The organism is Afipia massiliensis, assembly GCF_001006325.2.
GTDB lineage: Bacteria > Pseudomonadota > Alphaproteobacteria > Rhizobiales > Xanthobacteraceae > Afipia > Afipia massiliensis_A.
Window position 1 is genome coordinate 2,064,373 of sequence record NZ_LBIA02000001.1, and the last position, 22,529, is coordinate 2,086,901.

Annotated in this window: 24 protein-coding genes, 1 other RNA gene and 1 pseudogene; 19 read left to right on the plus strand and 7 right to left on the minus strand. The window is 62.3% G+C overall.

The genetic code is table 11. The features are described from left to right. Positions 1–29 precede the first annotated feature (29 nt). From YH63_RS09780 to tkt, 3 genes are all read right to left on the minus strand, one after another. Complete coding sequence (locus tag YH63_RS09780; protein ID WP_046827771.1) at positions 30–1,223, minus strand: phosphoglycerate kinase; 1,194 nt, start codon at positions 1,221–1,223, stop codon at positions 30–32. A 44-nt stretch (positions 1,224–1,267) separates the two neighbouring features. After that, positions 1,268–2,275: a type I glyceraldehyde-3-phosphate dehydrogenase gene (gap, locus tag YH63_RS09785; RefSeq protein ID WP_046827770.1), complete on the minus strand. Its 1,008-nt coding sequence runs from the start codon at positions 2,273–2,275 to the stop codon at positions 1,268–1,270. A 95-nt stretch (positions 2,276–2,370) separates the two neighbouring features. Then, positions 2,371–4,362: a transketolase gene (tkt, locus tag YH63_RS09790; RefSeq protein WP_046827769.1), complete on the minus strand. Its 1,992-nt coding sequence runs from the start codon at positions 4,360–4,362 to the stop codon at positions 2,371–2,373. A 268-nt stretch (positions 4,363–4,630) separates the two neighbouring features. Here tkt and YH63_RS09795 point away from each other — a divergent pair, with 268 nt between their 5' ends. The 5 genes from YH63_RS09795 to YH63_RS09815 all read left to right on the plus strand — a co-directional run bounded on the left by YH63_RS09795 (position 4,631) and on the right by YH63_RS09815 (position 7,020). Next, the gene (locus YH63_RS09795) at positions 4,631–4,960 is read left to right on the plus strand and encodes a DUF4164 domain-containing protein (protein ID WP_046827768.1); all 330 of its coding nucleotides are present in this window, start codon (positions 4,631–4,633) and stop codon (positions 4,958–4,960) included. Beyond that, the gene (locus YH63_RS09800; RefSeq protein ID WP_019195440.1) at positions 4,957–5,340 is read left to right on the plus strand and encodes a cell division protein ZapA; all 384 of its coding nucleotides are present in this window, start codon (positions 4,957–4,959) and stop codon (positions 5,338–5,340) included. The genes YH63_RS09795 and YH63_RS09800 overlap by 4 nt, the downstream gene beginning before the upstream one ends. 54 nt (positions 5,341–5,394) lie before the next feature. Next, positions 5,395–5,555, plus strand: a non-coding RNA gene (gene ssrS, locus YH63_RS09805) — 6S RNA. A 55-nt stretch (positions 5,556–5,610) separates the two neighbouring features. Then, on the plus strand, positions 5,611–6,201 hold the full coding sequence (locus YH63_RS09810) for a 5-formyltetrahydrofolate cyclo-ligase (RefSeq protein ID WP_046827767.1): 591 nt from the start codon (positions 5,611–5,613) through the stop codon (positions 6,199–6,201). Beyond that, the gene (locus YH63_RS09815; protein ID WP_046827766.1) at positions 6,202–7,020 is read left to right on the plus strand and encodes a TIGR00282 family metallophosphoesterase; all 819 of its coding nucleotides are present in this window, start codon (positions 6,202–6,204) and stop codon (positions 7,018–7,020) included. A 143-nt stretch (positions 7,021–7,163) separates the two neighbouring features. Here the strand turns inward: YH63_RS09815 and YH63_RS09820 are convergent, their stop codons facing one another. Then, a complete protein-coding gene (locus YH63_RS09820) occupies positions 7,164–8,915 on the minus strand; it encodes a methyl-accepting chemotaxis protein (RefSeq protein WP_046827765.1) in 1,752 nt (583 codons plus the stop codon). A gap of 230 nt (positions 8,916–9,145) precedes the next feature. On the opposite strand from YH63_RS09820, the gene YH63_RS09825 reads away from it, so the two are divergent. From YH63_RS09825 to ruvC, 3 genes are all read left to right on the plus strand, one after another. Beyond that, positions 9,146–9,892 (plus strand): YebC/PmpR family DNA-binding transcriptional regulator, encoded by a 747-nt coding sequence (locus YH63_RS09825; protein ID WP_046827764.1) that lies wholly within the window; start codon positions 9,146–9,148, stop codon positions 9,890–9,892. Positions 9,893–10,115: 223 nt separating this feature from the next. Further along, positions 10,116–11,489 carry a magnesium transporter gene (mgtE, locus tag YH63_RS09830; protein WP_046827763.1) on the plus strand — a complete coding sequence of 458 codons (1,374 nt, stop codon included), beginning with the start codon at positions 10,116–10,118 and terminating at the stop codon, positions 11,487–11,489. Between the two features lie 37 nt (positions 11,490–11,526). Then, positions 11,527–12,039, plus strand: a complete 513-nt coding sequence (ruvC, locus tag YH63_RS09835) for a crossover junction endodeoxyribonuclease RuvC (RefSeq protein WP_046827762.1) — start codon at positions 11,527–11,529, stop codon at positions 12,037–12,039. Positions 12,040–12,098: 59 nt separating this feature from the next. On the opposite strand, the gene YH63_RS09840 is transcribed toward ruvC, so the two are convergent. Then, complete coding sequence (locus tag YH63_RS09840; protein ID WP_046827761.1) at positions 12,099–12,434, minus strand: GIY-YIG nuclease family protein; 336 nt, start codon at positions 12,432–12,434, stop codon at positions 12,099–12,101. A 29-nt stretch (positions 12,435–12,463) separates the two neighbouring features. Between YH63_RS09840 and ruvA the strand changes: the two genes are divergently transcribed. The 7 genes and pseudogenes from ruvA to YH63_RS09875 all read left to right on the plus strand — a co-directional run bounded on the left by ruvA (position 12,464) and on the right by YH63_RS09875 (position 17,344). After that, positions 12,464–13,081: a Holliday junction branch migration protein RuvA gene (ruvA, locus tag YH63_RS09845; protein WP_019195447.1), complete on the plus strand. Its 618-nt coding sequence runs from the start codon at positions 12,464–12,466 to the stop codon at positions 13,079–13,081. Continuing rightward, on the plus strand, positions 13,078–13,611 hold the full coding sequence (locus tag YH63_RS09850) for a hypothetical protein (protein WP_046827760.1): 534 nt from the start codon (positions 13,078–13,080) through the stop codon (positions 13,609–13,611). The genes ruvA and YH63_RS09850 overlap by 4 nt, the downstream gene beginning before the upstream one ends. Continuing rightward, positions 13,608–14,660, plus strand: coding sequence for a Holliday junction branch migration DNA helicase RuvB (gene ruvB, locus YH63_RS09855; RefSeq protein ID WP_046827759.1), 1,053 nt, complete (start codon positions 13,608–13,610; stop codon positions 14,658–14,660). Before YH63_RS09850 ends, ruvB begins: the two co-directional genes overlap by 4 nt. A 50-nt stretch (positions 14,661–14,710) precedes the next feature. Continuing rightward, positions 14,711–15,628 carry a metallophosphoesterase gene (locus tag YH63_RS09860; RefSeq protein WP_046827758.1) on the plus strand — a complete coding sequence of 306 codons (918 nt, stop codon included), beginning with the start codon at positions 14,711–14,713 and terminating at the stop codon, positions 15,626–15,628. Positions 15,629–15,668: 40 nt separating this feature from the next. Further along, positions 15,669–16,121, plus strand: a complete 453-nt coding sequence (gene ybgC, locus YH63_RS09865; RefSeq protein ID WP_046827757.1) for a tol-pal system-associated acyl-CoA thioesterase — start codon at positions 15,669–15,671, stop codon at positions 16,119–16,121. A 172-nt stretch (positions 16,122–16,293) separates the two neighbouring features. Beyond that, positions 16,294–16,762: pseudogene (locus YH63_RS09870) on the plus strand (DUF1348 family protein). A gap of 21 nt (positions 16,763–16,783) precedes the next feature. Further along, the gene (locus YH63_RS09875) at positions 16,784–17,344 is read left to right on the plus strand and encodes a TetR/AcrR family transcriptional regulator (protein ID WP_046827756.1); all 561 of its coding nucleotides are present in this window, start codon (positions 16,784–16,786) and stop codon (positions 17,342–17,344) included. 111 nt (positions 17,345–17,455) lie between these two features. On the opposite strand, the gene YH63_RS09880 is transcribed toward YH63_RS09875, so the two are convergent. After that, complete coding sequence (locus YH63_RS09880) at positions 17,456–18,100, minus strand: glutathione S-transferase N-terminal domain-containing protein (protein WP_046827755.1); 645 nt, start codon at positions 18,098–18,100, stop codon at positions 17,456–17,458. Positions 18,101–18,188: 88 nt separating this feature from the next. Between YH63_RS09880 and YH63_RS09885 the strand changes: the two genes are divergently transcribed. The 3 genes from YH63_RS09885 to YH63_RS09895 all read left to right on the plus strand — a co-directional run bounded on the left by YH63_RS09885 (position 18,189) and on the right by YH63_RS09895 (position 20,187). Further along, on the plus strand, positions 18,189–18,857 hold the full coding sequence (locus tag YH63_RS09885) for a TetR/AcrR family transcriptional regulator (protein ID WP_046827754.1): 669 nt from the start codon (positions 18,189–18,191) through the stop codon (positions 18,855–18,857). 50 nt (positions 18,858–18,907) lie between these two features. Beyond that, complete coding sequence (locus YH63_RS09890; RefSeq protein WP_046827753.1) at positions 18,908–19,576, plus strand: TetR/AcrR family transcriptional regulator; 669 nt, start codon at positions 18,908–18,910, stop codon at positions 19,574–19,576. A gap of 104 nt (positions 19,577–19,680) precedes the next feature. Further along, positions 19,681–20,187 (plus strand): DUF2852 domain-containing protein, encoded by a 507-nt coding sequence (locus YH63_RS09895; protein ID WP_046827752.1) that lies wholly within the window; start codon positions 19,681–19,683, stop codon positions 20,185–20,187. A 1,139-nt stretch (positions 20,188–21,326) separates the two neighbouring features. On the opposite strand, the gene YH63_RS09905 is transcribed toward YH63_RS09895, so the two are convergent. After that, positions 21,327–21,941, minus strand: a complete 615-nt coding sequence (locus YH63_RS09905; RefSeq protein WP_046827751.1) for a DUF6498-containing protein — start codon at positions 21,939–21,941, stop codon at positions 21,327–21,329. A 138-nt stretch (positions 21,942–22,079) separates the two neighbouring features. On the opposite strand from YH63_RS09905, the gene YH63_RS09910 reads away from it, so the two are divergent. Beyond that, the gene (locus YH63_RS09910; protein WP_046827750.1) at positions 22,080–22,319 is read left to right on the plus strand and encodes a hypothetical protein; all 240 of its coding nucleotides are present in this window, start codon (positions 22,080–22,082) and stop codon (positions 22,317–22,319) included. Positions 22,320–22,529: the final 210 nt, after the last annotated feature.

Here is a 22,529-nt window from a genome sequence, read left to right on the forward strand (position 1 = left end):
ACAGTGATGCGGACTTGCAAACCACCACACTAGCGTACTCTAAGAACCTCGACGCCGGGCAAAGGTTTCCCTTCCATCCACTCAAGAAAGGCGCCGCCGGCGGTCGAAACGTAGGTGAAATCCTTGCCCACGCCAGCGTGGTTCAACGCCGCAACAGTGTCTCCGCCGCCTGCGACGGACACCAGTTTGCCGGCCTTGGTGCGTGCTGCCGCATATTTGGCGGCCTGAACCGTACCACGGTCGAACGGCGACATTTCGAACGCGCCGAGCGGGCCGTTCCATACCAGCGTCGCGGCGTCGTCGATGGCCGCATCGATCCGCTTGATGGACTGAGGGCCGACATCGAGGATCATGCCGCTTGCCGGGATGGCGTCGAGGCCACAGGCCTGCGAGGGCGCATTGGCTTCGAATTTCTCGGCGACCACGGCATCGACCGGCAGGATGATCGCGCAGTTGGTGGAGTTCGCCTTGACGAGGATACGCAGCGCGGTGGCGGCGAGGTCCTTCTCACAAAGCGATTTGCCGACATCGACGCCCTGCGCGTGCAGGAAGGTGTTGGCCATGCCGCCGCCGATCACCAGCGCATCGACCTTGCTGACGAGATTCTCCAGCAAATCGATCTTGGTCGAAACTTTCGAGCCGCCGACAATGGCGATCACCGGATGGACCGGCTGTTCCAGCGCTTTGCCCAGCGCATCGAGTTCGGCTTCCATGGTGCGGCCGGCATAGCCCGGCAGCACGCGGCCGAGGCCCTCTGTCGAGGCGTGAGCGCGGTGCGCGCAGGAGAAGGCGTCGTTGACCCAGATGTCGCCGAGTTTTGCAAGCTGCGCGACGAAGGTGGGATCGTTCTTTTCTTCGCCGGAATGAAAGCGGGTGTTCTCGAGACAGAGAATTTCACCGTTCTTCAGCCCCGCGACTGCTCTCTCGGCGATTTCGCCAACACAGTCGGGTGCGAACTCGACGTGACGCAGCAGCACGTAGCCGAGCGCAGTCGCAACAGGCTTTAGCGACTCCTTCGGGTCCGGCCCTTTTGGCCGTCCGAAATGTGCGAGGATCACGACTTTGCCGCCGGCTTGCGACAGCTCGATGATGGTCTTGGCGATGCGCTGCAGACGCGTGGTGTCGGACACGCGTCCGTTGTCCATCGGCACGTTGAGGTCGACGCGCAGCAGCACGCGCTTTCCCTTCACGTCGACATCATCGAGGGTGCGAAATCCGGACATCAGGACTCGTTGCGACTAACGGGTTGCGGTGAAGGCCGGTGAGATCAGATCAGCTTGCTCATCGCAGCAGCCGTGTCGGCCATGCGGTTCGAGAAGCCCCACTCGTTGTCGTACCATGACAGCACGCGCACCAGCGTTCCGTTCTGCACCTTGGTCTGGTCGAAGGCGAAGGTGGACGAGTGGGCGTCGTGGTTGAAGTCGATCGAGACGTTCTGATCGCTTGTCGTGCCGAGGATGCCCTTCAGCTCCTGCTGGGCGGCGCGTTTGATCGCGTCGTTGATCTCTTCCTTGGACGTCGCGCGCTTGGCGACGATCTTGAGATCAATCACCGACACGTTCGGAGTAGGCACGCGGATCGCGACGCCGTCGAGCTTGCCCTGCAACTCCGGCAGCACGAGGCCGATGGCCTTCGCCGCACCCGTGGAGGTCGGGATCATCGACAGCGCAGCTGCACGGCCGCGATAGAGATCGCTGTGCATGGTGTCGAGCGTCGGCTGGTCGCCGGTGTAGGCATGGATCGTGGTCATGAAGCCGGTTTCGATGCCGACGGTGTCGTTCAGCACCTTGGCGACCGGCGCGAGGCAGTTCGTGGTGCAGGAACCGTTCGAGACGACGAGGTGATCCTTGGTGAGCTTGTCGTGGTTGACGCCGTAGACGATGGTCGCGTCCGCGCCATCCGACGGGGCGGAGACCAGCACGCGCTTGGCGCCTGCGGTCAGATGCGCCGATGCTTTGGCCTTGGCGCTGAAAATGCCGGTGCATTCCATCGCGATGTCGATGCCGAGGTCCTTCCACGGCAGGGTGGCCGGGTCGCGCACTGCGGTGACCTTGATCTTGCCGTTGCCGAGATTGATGGAATCGCCCTCGACCGTCACGGTGCCCGGGAACCGGCCATGCACGGAATCATAGCGCAGCAGGTGGGCATTGGTTTCGACCGGGCCGAGGTCGTTGATGGCGACGACCTCGATGTCCGTGCGCTTGGATTCATAAATGGCCCGCAGGATGTTGCGGCCGATACGGCCAAATCCATTGATCGCGACACGAACTGCCATTCAACTTCTCCTCGATAGGTCGGAAATGACGATTTTCGAGGCGGTTTTTGCCCCGAATGACGCCACGATGCAATCACCTGAATCCCGAATGTTTATCAGGCCTTCAGAGCAGCCTGCGCGGCCTCGGCGACGGCTTCCGCGGTGATCCCGAAATGCCGGTACAGATCCTTGTAGGGGGCGCTGGCGCCGAACCCGTCCATGCCCACGAAAATGCCGTCTGAGCCGATGACCGCGTCCCAGCCCTGACGAATAGCGGCTTCAACGGCGATTTTCACCGGCGTATTGCCGATGATGGCGGCTTTTTGGGCCTTCGGCAGTTCCAGCAGCAGATCCATGCAGGGCACGGAAACCACCCGCGTCGGAATGCCGCGCGCGGCAAGCAGTTTTTGCGCCTCGACCGCAAGCGAGACCTCTGAGCCGGACGCGAAGATCGAGACTTTCGCCTCGCCGTCGGCCTTGGAGATTTCGTAGGCGCCGGCAGCGCACTTGTTGTCGGCGTCGTTCGCCAAGCGAAGCTGCGGCAGGTTCTGGCGGGTCAGCGCCAGCACGCTGGGCCGATCCTTGGCTTGGAGTGCGAGCTGCCAGCATTCCAGCGTCTCGACCGTGTCGCAGGGCCGGAACACGTTGCAGTTCGGGATCGCGCGCAGCGCCGCCAGATGCTCGACCGGCTGATGGGTCGGGCCGTCCTCGCCGAGGCCGATCGAATCGTGGGTGAGAACGTGGATCGCACGTTCGCCCATCAAGGCCGCGAGCCGCAGCGCCGGGCGCAGATAGTCGGAGAACACGAGGAACGTGCCCGAATACGGAATCAGGCCGCCGTGCAGCGTCATGCCGTTCATCGCGGCCGCCATGCCGTGCTCGCGGATGCCGTAGTTGACGTAACGGCCGCCGTAGTTGTTGGCGGAGATCGCGACCATGCCTTTGACGCGGGTGTTGTTGGAGCCGGTGAGGTCCGCCGAACCGCCGATCATCTCGGGCACCGCTGCGCAGAGCACTTCGAGCGCCTGTTCGGACGCGGTGCGGGTGGCGATGTCCTTCGGGCTCGCGGCAAGAGAGGCTTTCATCGCCGCCACTGCGTCCGCGAGCGCCTTGGCGGGAAGCTCGCCCTTCACGCGGCGCTCGAATTCGGCGCGCGCGCCAGCGTCCTTGGTGCCGATGGTCTTGGTCCATGCCACGTGGGCATCCTTGCCACGCGATCCGGCCGCGCGCCAGGCGTCGAGAATATCCTGCGGAACTTCGAACGGTGCCGAATCCCACTTCAGGTTCTTGCGGGCGCCGGCGATTTCGTCCGCGCCGAGCGGCGAGCCGTGGGATTTTTCCGAGCCCGCCTTGTTCGGCGCACCGAAGCCGATCGTGGTCTTGCACGCGATCAGGGTGGGGCGGTCGGATTTTTGCGCGCGCGTCAGCGCGTCCGCAATGGCCTTCTGGTCATGGCCGTCGATACGCTCGGCAGCCCAGCCGGCGGACTCGAAACGCTTCACCTGATCGACCGAATCCGACAGCGAGATCGCGCCGTCGATGGAAATGCCGTTGTCGTCGAACAGCACGATCAGCTTGTTGAGCTTGAGGTGACCGGCAAACGCGATGGCTTCCTGGCTGATGCCTTCCATCAGGTCGCCGTCGGAAGCCAGCACGTAGGTATGGTGATCGACGATGTCGCCGCCGAACTCGGCGGCCATGCGGCGCTCGGCCAGCGCCATGCCGACGGCGGTGGCGATGCCCTGGCCGAGCGGGCCGGTGGTGGTCTCGATGCCCGGCGTGATGAAGTTTTCCGGATGGCCCGGGGTCAGCGAGCCGAGCTGACGGAAGTTCTTGATCTGCTCGATGGTCATCGACGAATTGCCGGTGAGATACAGCAGCGCATAGAGCAGCATCGAGCCGTGGCCGGCGGACAGCACGAAACGGTCGCGGTCCGGCCAGGCCGGGTCGCTGGCGTCGAATTTAAGGAACTGCGTGAACAGCACGGTGGCGACGTCGGCCGCGCCCATGGGCAGGCCGGGATGGCCCGATTTCGCCTTTTCCACGGCGTCCATGGCCAGTGCGCGAATCGCATTGGCCATACGGGAGGGGTCGACACGCACAGTCATGGGATGTCCGCCTGACATTCGATGTGGGAAGTGGCCGTATGTCTCAAAAATGCCACGGCCGGGGAAGCTTTCGCAGGGTGGATAGCATCGTGAAACCCTTGAGTCCAAGGGCATTACGGCCTTTTCGCCGTGAGTTTTCGCTTTGTGTGCATAGCTTGCGGCCAGCGTTGCGCGCGGCTCGTCCGGGTCGTAAATTTACCCGCCTAAATGCTTGCCGGTTCGCTGCTTTTCAAGCCGGGCCAGAGTCGAAAAAGGCCGCCGTTCCGTGATGACCGACCGCAGTGCCAACGGTTTTGCCAATCCAGAGCCCGCACCTGCCGGTGCGAGCGACATCGAACTCGCCACGCGGCGGCTGGCGGCGGCGCTCGATGCGCTTGAAAGCGCCGTGGAGCGGCGGAGGGAATCCGACCGCATCGACGATGATCTGGGCGCGCGGATCCAGTCGCTCGGCGCCGATCGCTCGCGCCTCGCCAACGAACTCGATGGAACGCTGGTGCGCTCGCGCGCGCTGGAGCGGACCAATCGCGAGATCGCGGAACGCCTCGATGTCGCCATCGACACCATCCGCTCGGTGATCGATTCGGGAGAATCTCCATGAGCCACATCAACGTCACCATCAACGGCCGGCAGTACCGCATGGCCTGCGAGGCCGGGCAGGAAAGCCGGCTGCTGCGGCTGGCGGAAAGCCTGGAGGCCCGCATCGCCAGCCTGCGCGGCAAGTTCGGCGAGATCGGTGATGGACGCCTGACCGTGATGGCCGCGCTCACCGTTGCTGACGAACTGGTGGATGCCGGGCAGCGTATCCGCGCGCTCGAGGAAGAACTCAACGCCCTGCGCGACGTCCGTGTCGTCGCGGCCGACCGCGCCCGGGCGACCCAATCGGCCGTCGCCAATGCGCTGAATTCAGCCTCCGACCGGATCGAGAAAATGACCCAGGCGCTGAATCGCCCGGCCCGCAACGGCATCGCGATCGGCTGACGATTGACGGCGGCACCGCTGGCGCTCCGGCGTGATCGTGACTACATTGGTCAGGCGAGGCTGCGTCGCGCGTCAGAAGCCATAATATCCCCGGGGCCTTATCGATCCTTCAGGGAACTGTCCCTGGCCGGATCCGTGGATCCGGTCACATGGTGCCCACCTACTTTCGTAGGTGCTCCGGGATCGAGTGCTTCAACGGCCATCGTGGCTTCGCACTTTCTTTTCGCCTCCGCCCCTTTCGCGCAGGAGAGGTGACAAGGACTCTCCGCGGTGGATGGAAATAAATTTCTCGACAATCTGAAAGACGATTTCCGGCGCGGCGCGCTGGCGCAGCGGGACGCGTTGAGCGTCGAAGCGCGCGCCGATGCTGCGAGGGTCATCGCAGCGGCGTCCCTGCCGGTCGAACTGCCGCCCGGTGTCATCGTCGCGGGCTACTCGCCAATCAACAACGAACTCGATCCGTATCCATTGATGCGAGCGCTTGCGGACAAAGGCGCCACGCTGGCGCTGCCGGTTATCATCGCGCGAAATGAGGCTCTGATCTTTCGTGCGTGGCAGCCCGACGAGGGGCTCGTGCGCGGGCCTTTCGGGATTTTCCAGCCATCGTCTGACGCGGATGAGGTCGATCCGGACATCGTGTTGGTGCCGCTCGCGGCCTTCGATCGCGCCGGTCACCGCATCGGCTATGGCCGCGGCTATTACGACCGCACCCTGCAGGACCTGCGTACCATCAAGAAAATCACCGTCATTGGCGTCGCGTTCGCGGTGCAGGAAATCGAAACTGTGCCGCGACTTCCGCACGACGAACAGCTCGATTGTGTGCTAACGGAACGCGAACTGATCGATCTGCGGGGGTTGTAAGTGCGCATTCTGTTTGTTGGCGATGTGGTGGGACGCAGCGGCCGCGTGGCCGTCAACGAAACGCTTCCGGGTCTGATCCGCGACTGGATACTCGATCTGGTCGTTGTGAACGGCGAGAATGCCGCCGGCGGTTTCGGCATCACCGAAGCAATTTATCATGAATTGCTGGAAGCCGGCGCGGACGCGATCACGCTCGGCAATCATTCGTGGGATCAGCGCGAGGCGCTGGTCTTCATCGAACGCGCGCCCCGCCTGATCCGTCCGGCGAATTTTCCGCCCGGCACGCCGGGCCGCGGCGCTGCGCTGATCGATACCCGGAACGGCAAGCGCGCATTGGTCATCAACGGCATCGGGCGCGTCTTCATGCAGCCGTTCGACGATCCTTTCGCCATCATCGACCGCGAACTGAATGCATGTCCGCTGCGCGAGGTCGCCGATGCGGTTGTTGTTGATTTTCACGGCGAAGCGTCGAGCGAAAAACAGGCGATCGGCTATTTCTGCGACGGCCGCGCCAGTCTCGTGGTCGGTACGCACACCCATGTGCCGACTTCGGATCATCGTATTCTTCCCTCCGGCACGGCCTACATGACCGACGCGGGCATGACGGGAGATTATGAATCCATCATCGGGATGCAGCGCGATGAGCCGCTTGGGCGCTTTCAGCGCGGCTATCCGGCGGGACGTTTCGAACCTGCGGAGGGTGTCGCGACCTTGAGCGGCATCGCGGTCGAGACCGATGACACGACCGGCCTTGCAACGCGTGTGGCCGCTGTGCGGATCGGTCCGCTGCTGGAACGGGCCGTGCCGGATTTCTGGTAAACCTCGTCATTGCGAGCCAACGGGTCCGGCTTCGCCGGCCCGATGACAGGCTCCGCGAAGCAATCCATTCTTGGAATACGAAAGCTGGATTGCTTCAAACGCTCCTCGCAATGACGTTGCAAGAACTTTTGCTCAGGATCAGCTCAGATCTTATACGCCGTTCTGAACCCGCCCCAATGACGGCCCCTGACGCGGATCGGCACGTCGATCTCGCGCATCATGATCGTTTTGCCGTTGCCCATGTCGCGGGCATAGCTCTGGATCAGATAGGAGCGGATATTGCGGCCCGCGGCGAGCCCTGCGGGATCGTTGAAAATGCGGCGGTTGCGCGAGTTCGCGGTGTTCCAGGCGATGTCGCCGGCACGTTGCGGATGCGAATACAGCTTGTTGTGGACTGGCAGGTAGCCGTTGCGGTCGATCGCCACGGAAAACGCGAGACGTGAGTCCTTCGCGAGGAAGCTTTCCTGAAATTCCGGCAGCGCCCGGTCGGCCCAGTTGAGAAACCGCGTGCGATACTGCACCGGATCGGAGCCCTCGATTTTCACGTAATCTTCGTCGAACAGATCATCGAGGGTGATGTCACCCTTGGCGACGGCGTTCTCGAAGATCTTCGTGATCGTATCGCCGGCTTCCATGGCCCGCGTCACGAACTCGGTGTTCTCGTCGTGAATGCTCCAGACCTTGTCTTCGATCCTGTCCTTGAGCGCAGCGTCGGGTGATACGAATTCGGCCAGCGCGCCGCCGGCGGTTTGTCCGGTCACGCGGATGCTGCACACACCGATATCTCCCAGTGTCGCTTTCAGCACCTGATGTGATGGAATGGACCCGGCGCCCGCGCCGCCGATCAGGAGGCCGTCGATGGAAATCTCGAATACCTCGGCCTTGATCGGGGAGGGCTGGGTGCCGATCTCGATCTGAAGGCGGCACGGCATGCGCTCGGCCTTGCGTTCCTCGTTTTCGTTCTGGCGCAGCAGAACCGCGCAGCGCGTTTTCAGCTTCTCGGCAAACATCGTCACGGCCTTGCCGGCCTGCGCGACGCTCTCGCCGTGGGCTTCGGCTTCCTTGGCGGCGTTGTCGATCTCGGCGCTGCTGGTGCCGACCGAAGCGATGAACTGCGAAGCAGAGGCTGCGTTTTGCGTGATCTCGCCGGTGGTTTCGTTTTGCTCGGCCACCGCGCCGTTGACGTGCGCGAACACCGGCTTGATGGCGTCGATGGCGGCGGAGATCCGATGCACCGCGTCGAACGACGTTGCGGCGTCCTGCTGCAGGGCGTCGATCTTGGCCTTGATTTCCTCGGTTGCGTTCTGGGTCTGGACCGCGAGCGCTTTGACCTCGGACGCGACGACCGCGAACCCGCGGCCTGCAGAACCGGCGCGCGCCGCTTCGATGGTGGAATTCAGCGCGAGCAGCGTGGTCTGCTTGGCGATGGTCGCGATCAGGTTGACGACGTTGCCGATGGCCGCTGAGGACTCGCGCAGACGGTCGACATTGAGGCTGGCTTCGCGCGCCGCGGCGCTGGCCTCATCCGCGAGCTTGCTGGCGTTGCGCACCTGAGTGCCGATGCCGTGGGCCGATTGGGTGAATTTTTCCGCCGCCTGCGAAAACGTCTCTGCTGTGGCCTGCGCGTCGCTGGTGCGGTCGGTCAGGGCGTCGGCGCGATGACGGATGGCGTACAGGGTGGTCGCGGTGGATTGCGCCCCGCTGGCCACCGAGTTCGCCGCACGCTCGAGCTGGCGGATCATCGCCACCAGTTCAAGTTCCAGCAGTTCGAGAATCTCGCGGGCCGAGTCGTGATCGGCGGCCGCAACGGGCTCAGGCGCCGTCACCGGCGCGTCGAGGGACGTATCCGGCTTGACCTGTTCTGGCAGCCGCTTCCGAAAAAGACCGAACGCCATAAGGGGGCTCTAAAATATGTGCAATAGGTAGGCATTATCGCACCCCGGCATGAAGTCATGGTTAACTTTTGCCGCTGTCATGGCCGGCCGGGCGTATCGCCGTACCGAAAATCGGGCGTTCTGCCTTTAAATTTGACCGTTCCCGGAATATAACGCCGCCCCGCCGGGCGGTTGCGTTAACAATGCCCGGGAATCATGCAACGCGTCGCTGAACACCCGAGAGATTTCCGATGGCCGGTCATTCCCAATTCAAGAACATCATGCACCGCAAGGGCAAGCAGGACGCCATGCGGTCCAAGATGTTCGGCAAGCTCGCGCGTGAAATCACGGTGGCGGCGAAGCTGGGAACTCCGGACCCGGCGATGAACCCCCGCCTGCGGCTGGCGATCACGGCGGCCCGTGCTGAAAATGTGCCCAAGGACAACATCGAGCGCGCCATCAAGAAGGCGCTCGGCAACGAGGGCGAAAACTACGATGAGATCCGTTACGAGGGCTACGGTCCCGGCGGCGTCGCGGTGATCGTCGAGGCGCTGACCGACAACCGCAATCGCGCTGCGTCGGACATCCGGTCCTACTTCACCAAGTCTGGCGGCAATCTCGGCGAAACCGGCTCGGTATCCTTCATGTTCGACCGCGTCGGCGTGATCGAATACGACGCCAAGGTCGGGTCCGATGACGCCATGCTGGAAGCCGCGATCGAGGCCGGCGCCGACGATGTGGCGTCGAGCGAAGACGGCCATGAAGTCTTCGCTTCGCCGGAGACGTTCCGCGAAGTGGCCAAGGCGCTGGAAGCGAAGTTCGGCGAAGCGCGCAAGGCAGCGCTGGTGTGGAAGCCGCAGAACACCATTACGGTCGACGATGAGACCGGCGAGAAGCTGTTCAAGCTGCTCGATCTCCTGAACGAGCATGATGACGTCCAGAACGTCTATGCGAATTTCGAGGTGTCGGACGCCCTCGCGGCCAAGATGAGTGCGTAAGGCCGAACAGACCCCATCCCTGAAGATTTTTTCTTGACGTCGCCCTGCTGAAGGATCATGTCAGCCGCGGGGGCGCGTCCGCTCGCGTTCGATGCCCATCACTGGAAACCAATCAACTATGCCAAGCGACAGTCCACGTATTTCGCCGACAATGGTCCCAGTGGTCTAGAGCACCTGTCAGCTCACCGACCCTGCCGTTGCCGGCAGAACCTGAAGGTGAGCTATGACTGATACCCATGCAGCGCATGAAGGCGCTTTCAATGCGGCTGTTCTGGCCGCGAGCCTGATCGGCGAGCACGCCGCCGACACTGTCGAAATTCTCAACACACTCCCGCCGCCGGACGCCGCGGACGTTATGCGGCTGCTGCCGCGTGAGTTCGCGATCGAGATTCTCGACAAGCCGGAACTCGATTTCGGCGCGGAGATCATCGAGGCGCTGCCTCGTCATGTCGCGGCACCTTTGCTCGCAGGGATGTCCGCCGACATGGCGGCGGACATCGTGCAGCAGCTCGACGAGCCCGCGAAGACGGAGCTTCTGGCCGGGCTCGATGCCGTATCCCGCGGAGCGATTGTCGGCCTGCTGGCCTATCCGGAGAACACCGCCGGCGCGATGATGACGACCGAGTTCGTCAGCGTGCCCAGTAACTGGACCGTCGAACAGACGCTTCAGCATATTCGCAAGGTCGAGCGGACCCGCGAGACCGTCTATGCGATCTATCTGCTCGATCCTTTCACCCGCCGTCTCGTCGGCGCAGTCACCCTGCGTAGGTTGATCTCGGGTGAACCGTCGGCGAATATCCTGACCCTTGCTCCGACCCGCGAGCCCATCACCACATTCCCCCTGATCGACCGCGAGGACGTTGCGCGCCTGATCACGCGGCACGATCTGCTGGCGGTCCCGGTGATCGACAAGGCCGGGCATCTGCTCGGCATCGTCACGGTGGACGACATCATCGACGCCATCATCGAGGAGAATACCGAGGACGTGCAGAAGTTCGGCGGCATGTCCGCGACCGAAGAGCCCTACATGCAGATCGGGTTGCTCGGCATGATCCGCAAACGCGGCGGGTGGCTGTCCGTGTTGTTTGTCAGCGAGATGCTGACGGCGAGCGTTATGCAGCATTTCGAGGGCGAGCTGGAAAAGGCCCTGGTGCTGACCCTCTTCATTCCGCTGATCATGAGTTCTGGCGGCAATTCCGGTTCGCAGGCGACATCGCTGCTGATCCGGTCCCTCGCGTTGCGTGACGTGAAGCTGGCGGACTGGTGGCGGGTGATGCTGCGCGAACTGCCGACCGGCCTGATCCTCGGCGGATTGCTCGGCGTCATCGGCATGGCGCGGGTCGTGATGTGGCAGAAGCTTGGCATCTATGACTACGGCGAGCACTGGATGCTGGTGGGGCTGACCGTTGCCGTAGCACTTGTCGGCGTCGTCACATTCGGTTCCGTGGCGGGATCGATGCTTCCGTTTGCCCTGCAAAGGGTCGGATTCGACCCGGCCAGTGCGTCCGCGCCTTTTGTCGCGACCCTCGTCGACGTCACCGGGCTGATGATTTATTTCAGCGCGGCACTGCTGATCCTGCGCGGCACCCTGTTGTGACCCGGACGCTTCAGCCGGATTCGAGTAGAATGCCGGCATGACATCGCGCGCGATTCGCATTCTTGGGATCGATCCCGGTCTCCGCCGGACCGGCTGGGGCGTGATCGACATTGACGGCAACCGGCTGATCTATGTCGGTTGCGGTTCGGTTGAATCCCGCGAGGCCGCGCCGCTGGCGGAGCGCCTGCTGGCGATCCATGAAGGGCTTGCGCGGGTGCTCGGCGACTTCAAGCCGCTGGAAGCCGCTGTCGAGCAGACGTTCGTCAACAGGGACGGGGCATCGACCCTCAAGCTCGGTCAGGCGCGGGGCGTCGCCATGCTGGCGCCCGCGATGTTCGGCATTTCGGTCGCGGAATACGCACCCAATCAGGTGAAGAAGACGGTGGTCGGGGCGGGGCATGCCGACAAGAACCAGATCCGCGTCATGCTCGGCGTCTTGCTGCCGAAGGCCGATCCGAAAACGCCGGACGCGGCCGACGCGCTGGCGATTGCGATCACCCATGCTCATCATCGCCAGAGTGCGATCCTGAAATTGAAGGTCGTTGGATGAGGACGCGCGGGCCTCAACATCAATCGTCATGGCCGGGCTTGTCCCGGCCATCCACGTCTTCATTCAATGATCTTTGGATAGAGGTCGACCCAGTCGGGATTCTCGACAAGAATCTTCCTCACCTTCCATGCGCGCGGCCAATGTTTGATGTTGTGCTCACGCTGGATTGCGTCGCGAATGTCGTCAAACTGCTCGAAGTAAACCAGCAGCTTCAATTCGTGACGTTTGGTGAAGCCATCGACGAATCCAGAGCGATGTTCGTGGATTCGACGAACGAGGTCGTTGGTCACTCCGACGTAAAGAGTGCCATTTGGTCGATTTGTCAGAATGTAGACGAACCCACCGGTCATGATGCAGTTTTGCAAGACGTGGATGGCCGGGACAAGCCCGGCCATGACGGACCTATAGCGTACAGGGTCGTTTTATGATCGGAAAACTCAAAGGGCTGATCGATTCCTACGGTGAGGATTACGTAATCCTCGATGTGCAGGGCGTCGGCTATCAGGTGCATTGCTCGGCGCGCACGCTGCAGGCGCTGCCGCAGCCTGGCGAAGCCGCAGTGCTTTCCATCGAAACCTATGTCCGTGAAGACCAGATCAAGCTGTTCGGCTTTCGCAGTGACATGGAGCGTGAATGGTTTCGCCTGCTGCAAACCGTGCAGGGCGTAGGCGCGAAAGTGGCGCTCGCGGTGCTGTCCACCTTGCCGCCGTCCGACCTCGCCAATGCGATTGCGTTGCGCGATAAGGCGGCGGTGGCGCGCACGCCGGGTGTCGGCCCGAAAGTCGCCGAGCGCATCGTCACTGAGTTGAAAGACAAGACACCGGCCTTCGCTAATGTCGATCCTGCGGTGGTGCATCTGTCCGGCGCGCTCGACGACAACCGTGCGCCGCGTCCCGTTACCGACGCGATCTCCGCGCTGGTCAATCTCGGCTACGGCCAACCGCAGGCGGCGGCGGCGATTGCTGCGGCCTCACGCAGCGCAGGCGAGAAGGCCGAGACCGCGCAGCTTATCCGACTCGGGCTCAAGGAATTGTCGAAGTGACCGGCGCACAGGATGCAATGGCCGGGCGCGAAGGTCTCAAGCGTGTCTTACGGTTTTTCGGCATCGTCGCGATCTTCACGGTGGTCGGACCGCTGACGGTCGCTGCGATCGTTTCCCTGTTGATCGTCGCCTTGGGCGCGCCGCTGCTGCAACTGCTGCTCGCGGTGGCGGACCTCGACGCGCTGCGCAGCGTGGCGTCGTTTGCTGCGTGGCTGCTGGCGGCGGTCGCCATTCTCGCATCGTTTTTGCCGTCGGTGGCCGCCGGAACCATCTTCGCATGGACCGCGGTCTATGCCGACATCAATGCGATCTGGATGGCATGGCTCGCAGCAGGCATCGCCGCAGCGGGCTTCATCGTGTTCGGCATGTTCATCCACCCGAGCGAATCATCCGCGCTGATCCTGCCGAGCGTGCAGTCGCCCGCGCAGGCGCTTTCGCTGTTCTCTATGCTGGGCGTGCTGGCATTTCTTGCGGCCAGCTTCTGCTGGTGGCTTGCCCGTCCGCTGCATCGGGTTAAACATACGCCATGACTTCGCCCCGCATCGTCACCCCCGAGCGCCGCGCCGACGACATCGGCGATACCTCGCTGCGTCCGCAGAATCTGTCCGAATTCGTCGGCCAGCAGCAGGCCCGCGCCAATCTTCAGGTGTTTATCGATGCAGCGCGCAAGCGCAGCGAAGCGCTCGACCACGTGCTGTTCGTCGGACCGCCTGGTCTCGGCAAAACCACGCTGGCGCAGATCGTGGCGCGCGAACTCGGGGTCGGCTTTCGCGCCACCTCAGGCCCTGTGATCGCCAAGGCCGGCGATCTCGCAGCGCTGCTGACCAACCTTGAAGAGCGCGACGTCCTGTTCATCGATGAGATTCATCGGCTGAGTCCCGCCGTGGAAGAAGTGCTCTATCCGGCGATGGAGGATTTCCAGCTCGATCTCATTATCGGCGAGGGACCGGCGGCGCGGTCGGTGAAAATCGATCTGGCGAAATTCACGCTGGTCGGCGCAACCACGCGGGCCGGGCTTCTGACCAATCCGCTGCGCGATCGCTTCGGCATTCCGATCCGGCTGAATTTTTACACCGAGGAAGAACTGGAAAAGATCGTCACCCGTGGTGCGCGGGTGCTCAACATCGGCATGACGCCGGACGGCGCCAACGAAATCGCCCGACGCGCGCGGGGCACGCCGCGCATCGCGGGGCGCTTGTTGCGGCGGGTGCGCGATTTCGCCTCGGCCGCGGATGCGAGCGCCATCGACCGCAAGATCGCGGACAATGCGCTCGGCGCCCTTGAAGTGGACAAAGCCGGGCTCGATGCGATGGACCGCCGTTACCTGACGACCATCGCCATGAACTACGGCGGCGGCCCGGTCGGGGTCGAGACCATGGCGGCGGCGCTCTCCGAGCCGCGCGACGCCATCGAGGACATCATCGAGCCGTTCCTGATCCAGTGCGGCTACCTGCAGCGCACGCCGCGCGGGCGGCTTCTGACGTCGCATGCCTTCCGGCACCTCGGTCTCGCCGAGCCGTCGCGCGATCCGGCGCAATTCGGGCTGTTTGGCGGAGGCGAAAGCGACGGGGAACCGTAATTCCGCTTCAATTCATGGGCATGGATGGGGTGCATCACAATTAACCATTCATGATTTCTCGCCGACATTTTCTCCGTTTCATCGCCGGGCTTGGCGCTTTTGGCGCTTCGACCACGGCCTATGGATTCGGCGTCGAGCCGGCCCGGCTGCGGGTCACGCGCTACAACATCGCGCCGCCGCAGTGGCCGGCAGACTTCAATCTCAAAATCGCAGTCATCACAGACCTTCATGCCTGCGATCCGTGGATGTCGCTGGATCGCATCCAGGGCATCGTCGATCGTACCAATCGTCTCAAAGCGGATGTCATCGTGCTGCTGGGCGACTATGTCGCCGGGCATCGTCAGGTGACGCGTTTCATTCCCGCTGATGAATGGGCCGCTGTGTTGGGCGGCCTAAAGGCGCCGCTCGGTGTGCATGCGATCCTCGGCAATCACGACTGGTGGGACGACAAGACGATCCAGCGCGCGGGCGAGGGCCACACAGTTGCGCGGCGTGCACTCGAGGCTGCCGGTATCCCGGTTTACGAGAATGATGCGCAGCGCCTGACCAAGGACGGCCACCCGTTCTGGCTGGCGGGTCTCGGGGATCAATTGGCGTATCTGCCTGCGCGGCGCTTCCGGCCGGTCAGCCGGATCGGTGTCGACGATCTCTCGGCGACCCTGGCGAAAGTCAAAGACGATGCGCCGGTGATCCTTCTGGCTCACGAGCCGGACGTTGCCATGCGGGTTCCGGCCCGCGTGGCTTTGCAACTAAGTGGTCACACTCATGGCGGTCAGGTCAGGCTGTTCGGCTGGTCGCCGGTGGTGCCCACACGCTACGGCGGCAAGTTCGCATATGGCCACAGCCGCGAGAAATGCGACGTGATCGTTTCCGGTGGTCTTGGCTGCAGCATCCTGCCGTTCCGTCTGGGCGTTCCTCCGGAAATCGTGCTGGTGACGCTGGGCGGATCTGCTCCCGGCACGGCATAGCGGCTTGCACGGGCCGGGCAATTTGCGCAAAACGGTGACCATGACCATTCATCTCGACGGATCGATCCGCGACGGCAAGCACGTGATGCAGGTGCGTGTCTATTACGAAGACACCGATTTCACCGGCATCGTCTATCACGCCAATTATCTGCGTTTCATGGAGCGCGGCCGCACCAACTATCTGCGGCTGCTCGGCGCCGACCAGCATGCGCTGTTCGCGGAAGCGCAGAACGAGGCACCCGGTTTCGCCTTCGTGGTCCGCTCGATGCAGATCGAATATCTCAAGCCCGCACGCATGGACGATGTGCTCGATGTCGTGACGGTGCCTGCCGATATTCGGGGCGCATCGATCACGCTGGCACAGGAGGTCCGCCGCGGCGACGAGGTGCTGGTGGAAGCGCGGGTCAAGGTCGCGTTCGTCTCGGGCGGCCGTGCGCGGCCGATTCCGAAGGCGCTGCGCATCGCCATGAAAGCCGATCAGGACGCGGCCTAGCGTCATTGCGAGCAAAGCGAAGCAATCCAGAATTACAAGCAGGGACTGGATTGCTTCGTCGCAAGTGCTCCTCGCAATGACGGCTTGTATCGGCTGATCAGCATGTCGGACTTGACGGCTTGTACCGATTGGTACAAGTTTGTACTCATCGGTACAAACTGGAGCCGCCGTCATGTCCCGTCCGCCGCTGCCGCCATTCACCCGGGAAAACCGCCGCGCAGAAGGCGCGCATGGCGGAAGACGCCTGGAATTCGCGCGATCCCGTGAAGGTCTCGCTCGCTTACACCGAGGACAGCATCTGGCGTAACCGCTCGGAATTCTTTCAGGGCCGCGCCGCGATTGTCGAATTCCTCACCCGCAAGTGGGCCAAAGAACACGAGTACCGCCTGATCAAGGATCTGTGGGCGTTCGATCGCAATTTCATCGCTGTCCGTTTCCAGTACGAATGGCATGACGATGCGGGGAAGTGGTTCCGGTCCTACGGCAACGAGCAGTGGGAATTCGACGAACACGGCTTGATGAAGCGCCGTGAAGCCAGCATCAACGATGTCGCGATCAACGACAGCGAACGCCGGTTTCACTGGCTGGCGCCGGGTGCGCGGCCTGCGGATGTGCCGGGACTGGCGCCGGTTCCGACGTGAGTTCGCTTCCAAAGGATTGAAATGGCGAAAACCGATACCCCGCGCGACGACATTCTGGCCGCTCTGGCCGAAGTGTTCCGCGCGCACGGCTATGAAGGAGCAACACTCGCACTGATTTCAGAGGCGACGGGTCTGGGCAAGGGCAGCCTCTACAATTTCTTTCCCGGCGGAAAAGAGCAGATGGCGGATGAGGTGCTGGCCGCTATCGATCGCTGGTTCGTCGACAGGATCTATACGCCGCTGCGCACCGCACCCGATCCTGTGCAAGGCATTGCGGACATGTACGCCGCGACGAATGACTATTTCCGTTCGGGTCAACGGGTCTGTCTCGTCGGCGTCGTCGCGCTTGGCGCCTCGCGCGATCTGTTCGGCGAAAAGGTGAAAGACTATTTCGCCGGCTGGGTCGATGCGCTGGCCGCAGCGCTCCGGCGCTATGGCGACAACAGGGCCGAGGCCCGCCGCAAGGCCGAACATGCGGTTTTGGAGATTCAGGGTGCGCTGGTGCTGGCGCGTGCTTTTAATGACGCGAAAGTTTTTTCGCGGGCGCTCAGAGAGTCAGAGCAGCGGTTGCTGGCCCAATAGTCCGTCATTGCGAGGAGCGAAGCGACGAAGCAATCCAGCCCTTCCTTTGGGGATGGCCCGAAGAAGATGGATTGCTTCGCTTCGCTCGCAATGACGAAAGAATAGCGTCCGTTATGCCGCCGCCTTGTGACGCGCGATTTCGGCCTTATAGAGTTCGAACTCTTCGGCAAGAGCTTTCATCACGCTTGGCCGTGTCTTGAACCGAGCCAGATAATCGTTGATCGCAGGCCATTTCTTGAGATCGATCGGCGGCGTCGCCATGGTCCAGTTCAGCACTGTGCCGAGATAGGCGTCGGCCACGCTGAAATGATCGAGCAGGAATTCGCGGCCTTCCAGATAGCTGTTGAGATAGTCGAGCCGCGAAATCCCCTTGGCCAACGTATATGCGTGGACATCAGCCGGCGCCTTCCGGTCGAGCAGGGTGACGAACAATCCCTTGTGCAATTCGGTGCCGACGAAGCACAGCCACTGCTGCAACCGGCTGCGCTCGATCCCCGCATCAGTGCCGATGCCGGCATTCGGGAAACGGTCGGCCACATACTGAAGGATAGCGGCGTTCTCGGTGAGGACGAGACCGTCATCGGTGCTGATGGTCGGGACGAGGCCGAGCGGATTCACGCTGCGGAAATCCGAATTGTCCTGCAGCACTTTCTTGGATTTCGGATCGACCTCGAGGTAGCGGGCGTCGGCGCCGGCTTCATAAAGCGCGATGCGGGTTGCCATCGAGCAGGCGAGGGGAGAGAAATAGAGGTCCATGGTGCATCTCCTTGGTTGAAACCGGTCCGTCCTTGATTTTTATACCGTTCCGCATAAATTAAATGCGGTCAAGAGAATTCTTTGCGATATGGTACAAAAAAAGCAGAATCCGCCGAAGCCAGCAGTTGATCCGCCGAAAAAGCGCGGGCGTCCGCGCGCCTTCGAGCCGGACGTGGCGCTGGGCAAGGCCATGGACACGTTCAGGGACGGCGGCTTCGCCGCGACTTCTCTCGACGATCTAAGCGAGGCGATGGGCATCAACCGGCCGAGCCTCTACGGGACATTCGGCGACAAGCGTGAGCTGTTTCTGAAGGCCTATGAGCGTTACCGCGCCGAAATGGCGGCGACCTTTGCGCCTGCTTTCGCGCCGGGGCTGACGCTGCGGCAGATGCTGGAAAGGATCTATGCGATCGCGCTCGATGTCTATCTCGCCGGTGAAAATGGCCCGCGCGGCTGCTTCACGGTGATGACGGCGACATCGGAGGCGATGGCCGATCCGGAGATCCGTCCTCTGGTGCAGAGGGCGCTGGGTTCGACCCAGCGCACGCTGGCCAAGCGGTTTCAGATTGCGGTGGAGACTGGCGAGCTGCCGCCGACGGCGAATGTGCAGGTCCTGTCGCAAATCGCGGCGTCGACCGTCGAGGCGCTGGCGATCCGCTCGCGGGCCCGCCTGCCGCGCGCCGAGCTGGAAGCCATTGCAAAAGGAACGGTGGATTTGATCTGCGGACCTTCGCCAGCGGGGACAAAGGCTTGGTGACGGCTGGGCGCAACTCATGTAAAAGAGGTTTACATGAGTAGATACGCAAAATGAGCTGGAACAAGGGTCGCGGCCGTCGTGACGGCGGGTACCATCACGGCAATCTGAAAGAAGCGCTGGTGCAGGCCGCGCTCGATCTGATTGCGAACAAGGGTCCGGCAGGTTTCACCTTCGCCGAAGCCGCCCGGTCGGCCGGTGTCAGTCCGGCAGCGCCGTATCGCCATTTCCGCGACCGCGACGAGTTGCTCGCCAGTGTGGCGCAGCAGGGCTTCGAGCAATTCGAAGCGCAACTCACTGCGGCGTGGGACGATGGCCAGCCCGATACGCCGACGGCATTCCAGCGCATCGGCAAAGCCTATCTCGCCTTCGCCCGCGAAAACCCCGCCTATTACTCGGCAATGTTCGAATCGGGCGTTCCGCTCGAGAGCAATCCGGCTTTGCTGCTCGCCGGCGAACGCGCCTTCGCGGTCATTCGTGCGGCGTCTGAACGGCTGGTCGCGATGGCGCCTCCGGGCGTACCGCGTCCGCCCGCGATGATGATGGCGCTTCACATCTGGTCGATGTCCCACGGCATCGCGTCGCTGTTCGGGCGCGGCGATGCGGCGCGGCGCAAGCTGCCGATGTCGCCGGAGGATCTCCTGGAAGCGGGCGTGCTGATCTATCTCAAGGGGCTCGGGTTCCCGACCGATCAGCACCGGCACGCCGCGCCCTCCAAATAATTTTTCGGACCCGAGTGAGGCCCCGCTTGACAAAATCCCCGGATGTTTTATCTATGTAAATGTTATTTACATTCACGGAAGCGTGAAACTCAGGGAGGACGTTTATGGCGAACCCCGCAAACGCCAACACCGCACACCTCGACCGATGGGGCCGCCCCGCTTGGGCCGGACCGCGTCACGACAACTACGAATCTCGCCCCGACTGGCGTCCGGGTTTTCATCCCGGCCGGATCCTCCTGATCGTGGCCGGTTTCATCATCTGGTGGCCGCTTGGGTTGGCCGCTCTCGCTTACTCACTCTGGAGCAGAAACATGGGTTGCTGGTCTCATGATCGTCACGGCCGCTGGGCCGACAAGATGGAGCGCATGCAGGACAAGATGGAGCGGATGCGCAGCCGCATGGAAGGCCGCGGATACTACGCGCCGTCGAGCGGCAACCGCGCCTTCGATGACTACCGCATGGAGACGCTGCGCCGTCTCGAGGAAGAGCAGACCGAGTTCAAGGACTTCCTCGATCGCCTGCGTCACGCCAAGGACAAGGAAGAGTTCGACGCCTTCATGGCGCAGCACAAGCAGCGCCCGACGCCGCCGAACGATCAGCCGCAGGGATAAGACAGGCCCCGGTCTCCTGACTGGCTAACGAAACCGCCCATCTCGCTCAGAGATGGGCGGTTTTGTTTTTGAGCGGCATTCACAGTTGTCATCACCGGGCGCCTGTCCTCGACTTGATCGGGGATGTCCCGGTGATCTCGATGAGGTGAGCACGGTGCTTCGATAATCGGGATGGCCGGAACAAGTCCGGCCATGACAACGGTATGCCGGTGCCTTCATGGCCCATCATCGTCATTTTCCAGATTCAATTTTCAAACAGCGTGCGCGTGGGGCTTGCCCCATTGCGCTAACGAAAGACACGCATGATCGTTCTCGCGCATCGCGCGAGGTGAGCTTTTAGTTCTGCCCCTGAAACGCGCGCGCGAGGCTTGCCTCGTTCGCGCCCCTTTAAAAAGACGAGGGGCATGGAGCGCCGCGAGGCGCACCTTGTCTTGTTTCGCTTCCGGCACCGCCTGCGAGGCGATGAACTCCGGAAGCGCATCGCCTTGCGGCGATTTTGGGCGAGGGGACCGTGCTTCCGGGTGAGGACAGATGCCGAGCATCCTTATCCGGACGGCTTTCGCCGCCTTCATCCTCGCCGCGTCCAGCCGCGAACGGCAGAGCCACGTAGTTGGCCCGGACGGTGACCCCAGCCTCCCGGACGACGTGTGTGCGAGACACGCGCGCAGGCGCCGCATCCTGCTCCGCTTCAAAGCGCCCTCGAGAAGCGCCCCTCGCGAACAGGACACGCCGAACATAAGAGAGCTTCAGAGCGCGGGGATTGCTATCCTCATCACGAAATGTTGCGGCGGACTGTTTCGTATCTCTCCACGTCGTCCCTGCGAAGGCCGGGACCCATACTCCCTGAGGCATCAATTTGAGGGAGGTATTGGAGCTATCTTTTCGCCGTCATCACTACGTTCGGTGGTTATGGGTCCCCGCCTGCGCGGGGACGACATCGAAGGTGTTGATCCGCCGTCATTCCGGGGCGCGAGCGCAGCGAGCGAACCCGGAATCCACAGCCACTCAGGAGATTTTCGCAGTCATGGGCCTGCGCCAAGAGGCGCATCCCGGAATGACAGGGTGGGAAGTCGTTCGGTGGTTATGGGTCCCCGATTTCGCGGGGACGGCCGTTAAGCGGCAAGCGATCAGAATTGATATCAGGCTTTGATGCTTCGCGCCTTGATCTGAAAGCGGATCTCAATCGTGACCTTGAGCAGCACCAGCACAATGAGCGGCGCGGCGGTTCCGATCGCTTGCGCGATGAACGCGCCGCCCATGATCGCCAGATGCATGATCACGATGCGCTTGTAGAAGCCGCCCATGATCGCGCCGGTGTCGGCGCCGGTCAGCGGCGCCTTCGCGAACACGAAACGGTTTACCGCGTCGTTGATGAAGATCGCGCCTTGACCCACGAACAGCGCTAGCAGCGGAATCCACAAATCCTTGCCGATCACGATCAGGCTGATGAAATCCCGCGCATCGTGAATGCGCCCGGCCCACGGGCCCGCGAACAGCGTGTAGATGAACAGCATGTGCACGGTCATGAACAGCCCGGCATGCACAGTAAAGAATCCCGCCAGCGCAAGCGTGCCGGCAATGCTGCGTCCCGCGACCGAGCCCGGATCGCGGGACATCGTCGCGACCCGCGCAATAGTCCAGAATCCGATCGCCGCGGTCTCCAGGCAATAGAGACACAGCAGCACGAACGTGTCCCAGCCCCAGAACAGGATTCCCAGCAGCGGTACCAGATTCGACAGGACAATGAGCGACATCAGCACTGGACGGATTCCCGGAGGCCAGACTTTTGGCGTGCGATTGGATTCACAACTAATGGTTGTATATTTTAGATTGTTCGGGTAATTACAACTTTACCGCGTATTTGCGGTTCTATGGTATTTGGAGATTTCATTATGCCTGTTTCCAAAAAGTACCTCGACGACCATAAAGCCACGCTCCATACGCCCGAGTCCTGGGCACGGGCGCTGGCTGAACAAGTGATGAATGCTGGAATTGCGAAGCTCGGCGAAAAAAGCGCCGAAAGCGTTTCGATCGACGCTCAGTTTCATGTTTCGGCATACGAGCCCAAAGGTTGTATCCGGATCTGCGGTGTCATCAACGGCATCTACATTTGCTATCACGTGAACATCTGACCAGAACAGGAAGGGCCTACCGGCCCTTCCTGTTTCCGCAACGAGGTCGGCTTCTGTTCGGGGTCTTAGCCGCATGGAATGCCCGCAAAACTTTGCTCATAGCGTTTCCGGTTGTCAGCAAGGGCCGGATACGTATGAATGAGGGATGATCACGCGGATAACATCTATCCGCGGCCGCTGGTGGCGATCCGTCTCATGCAACGGCACATG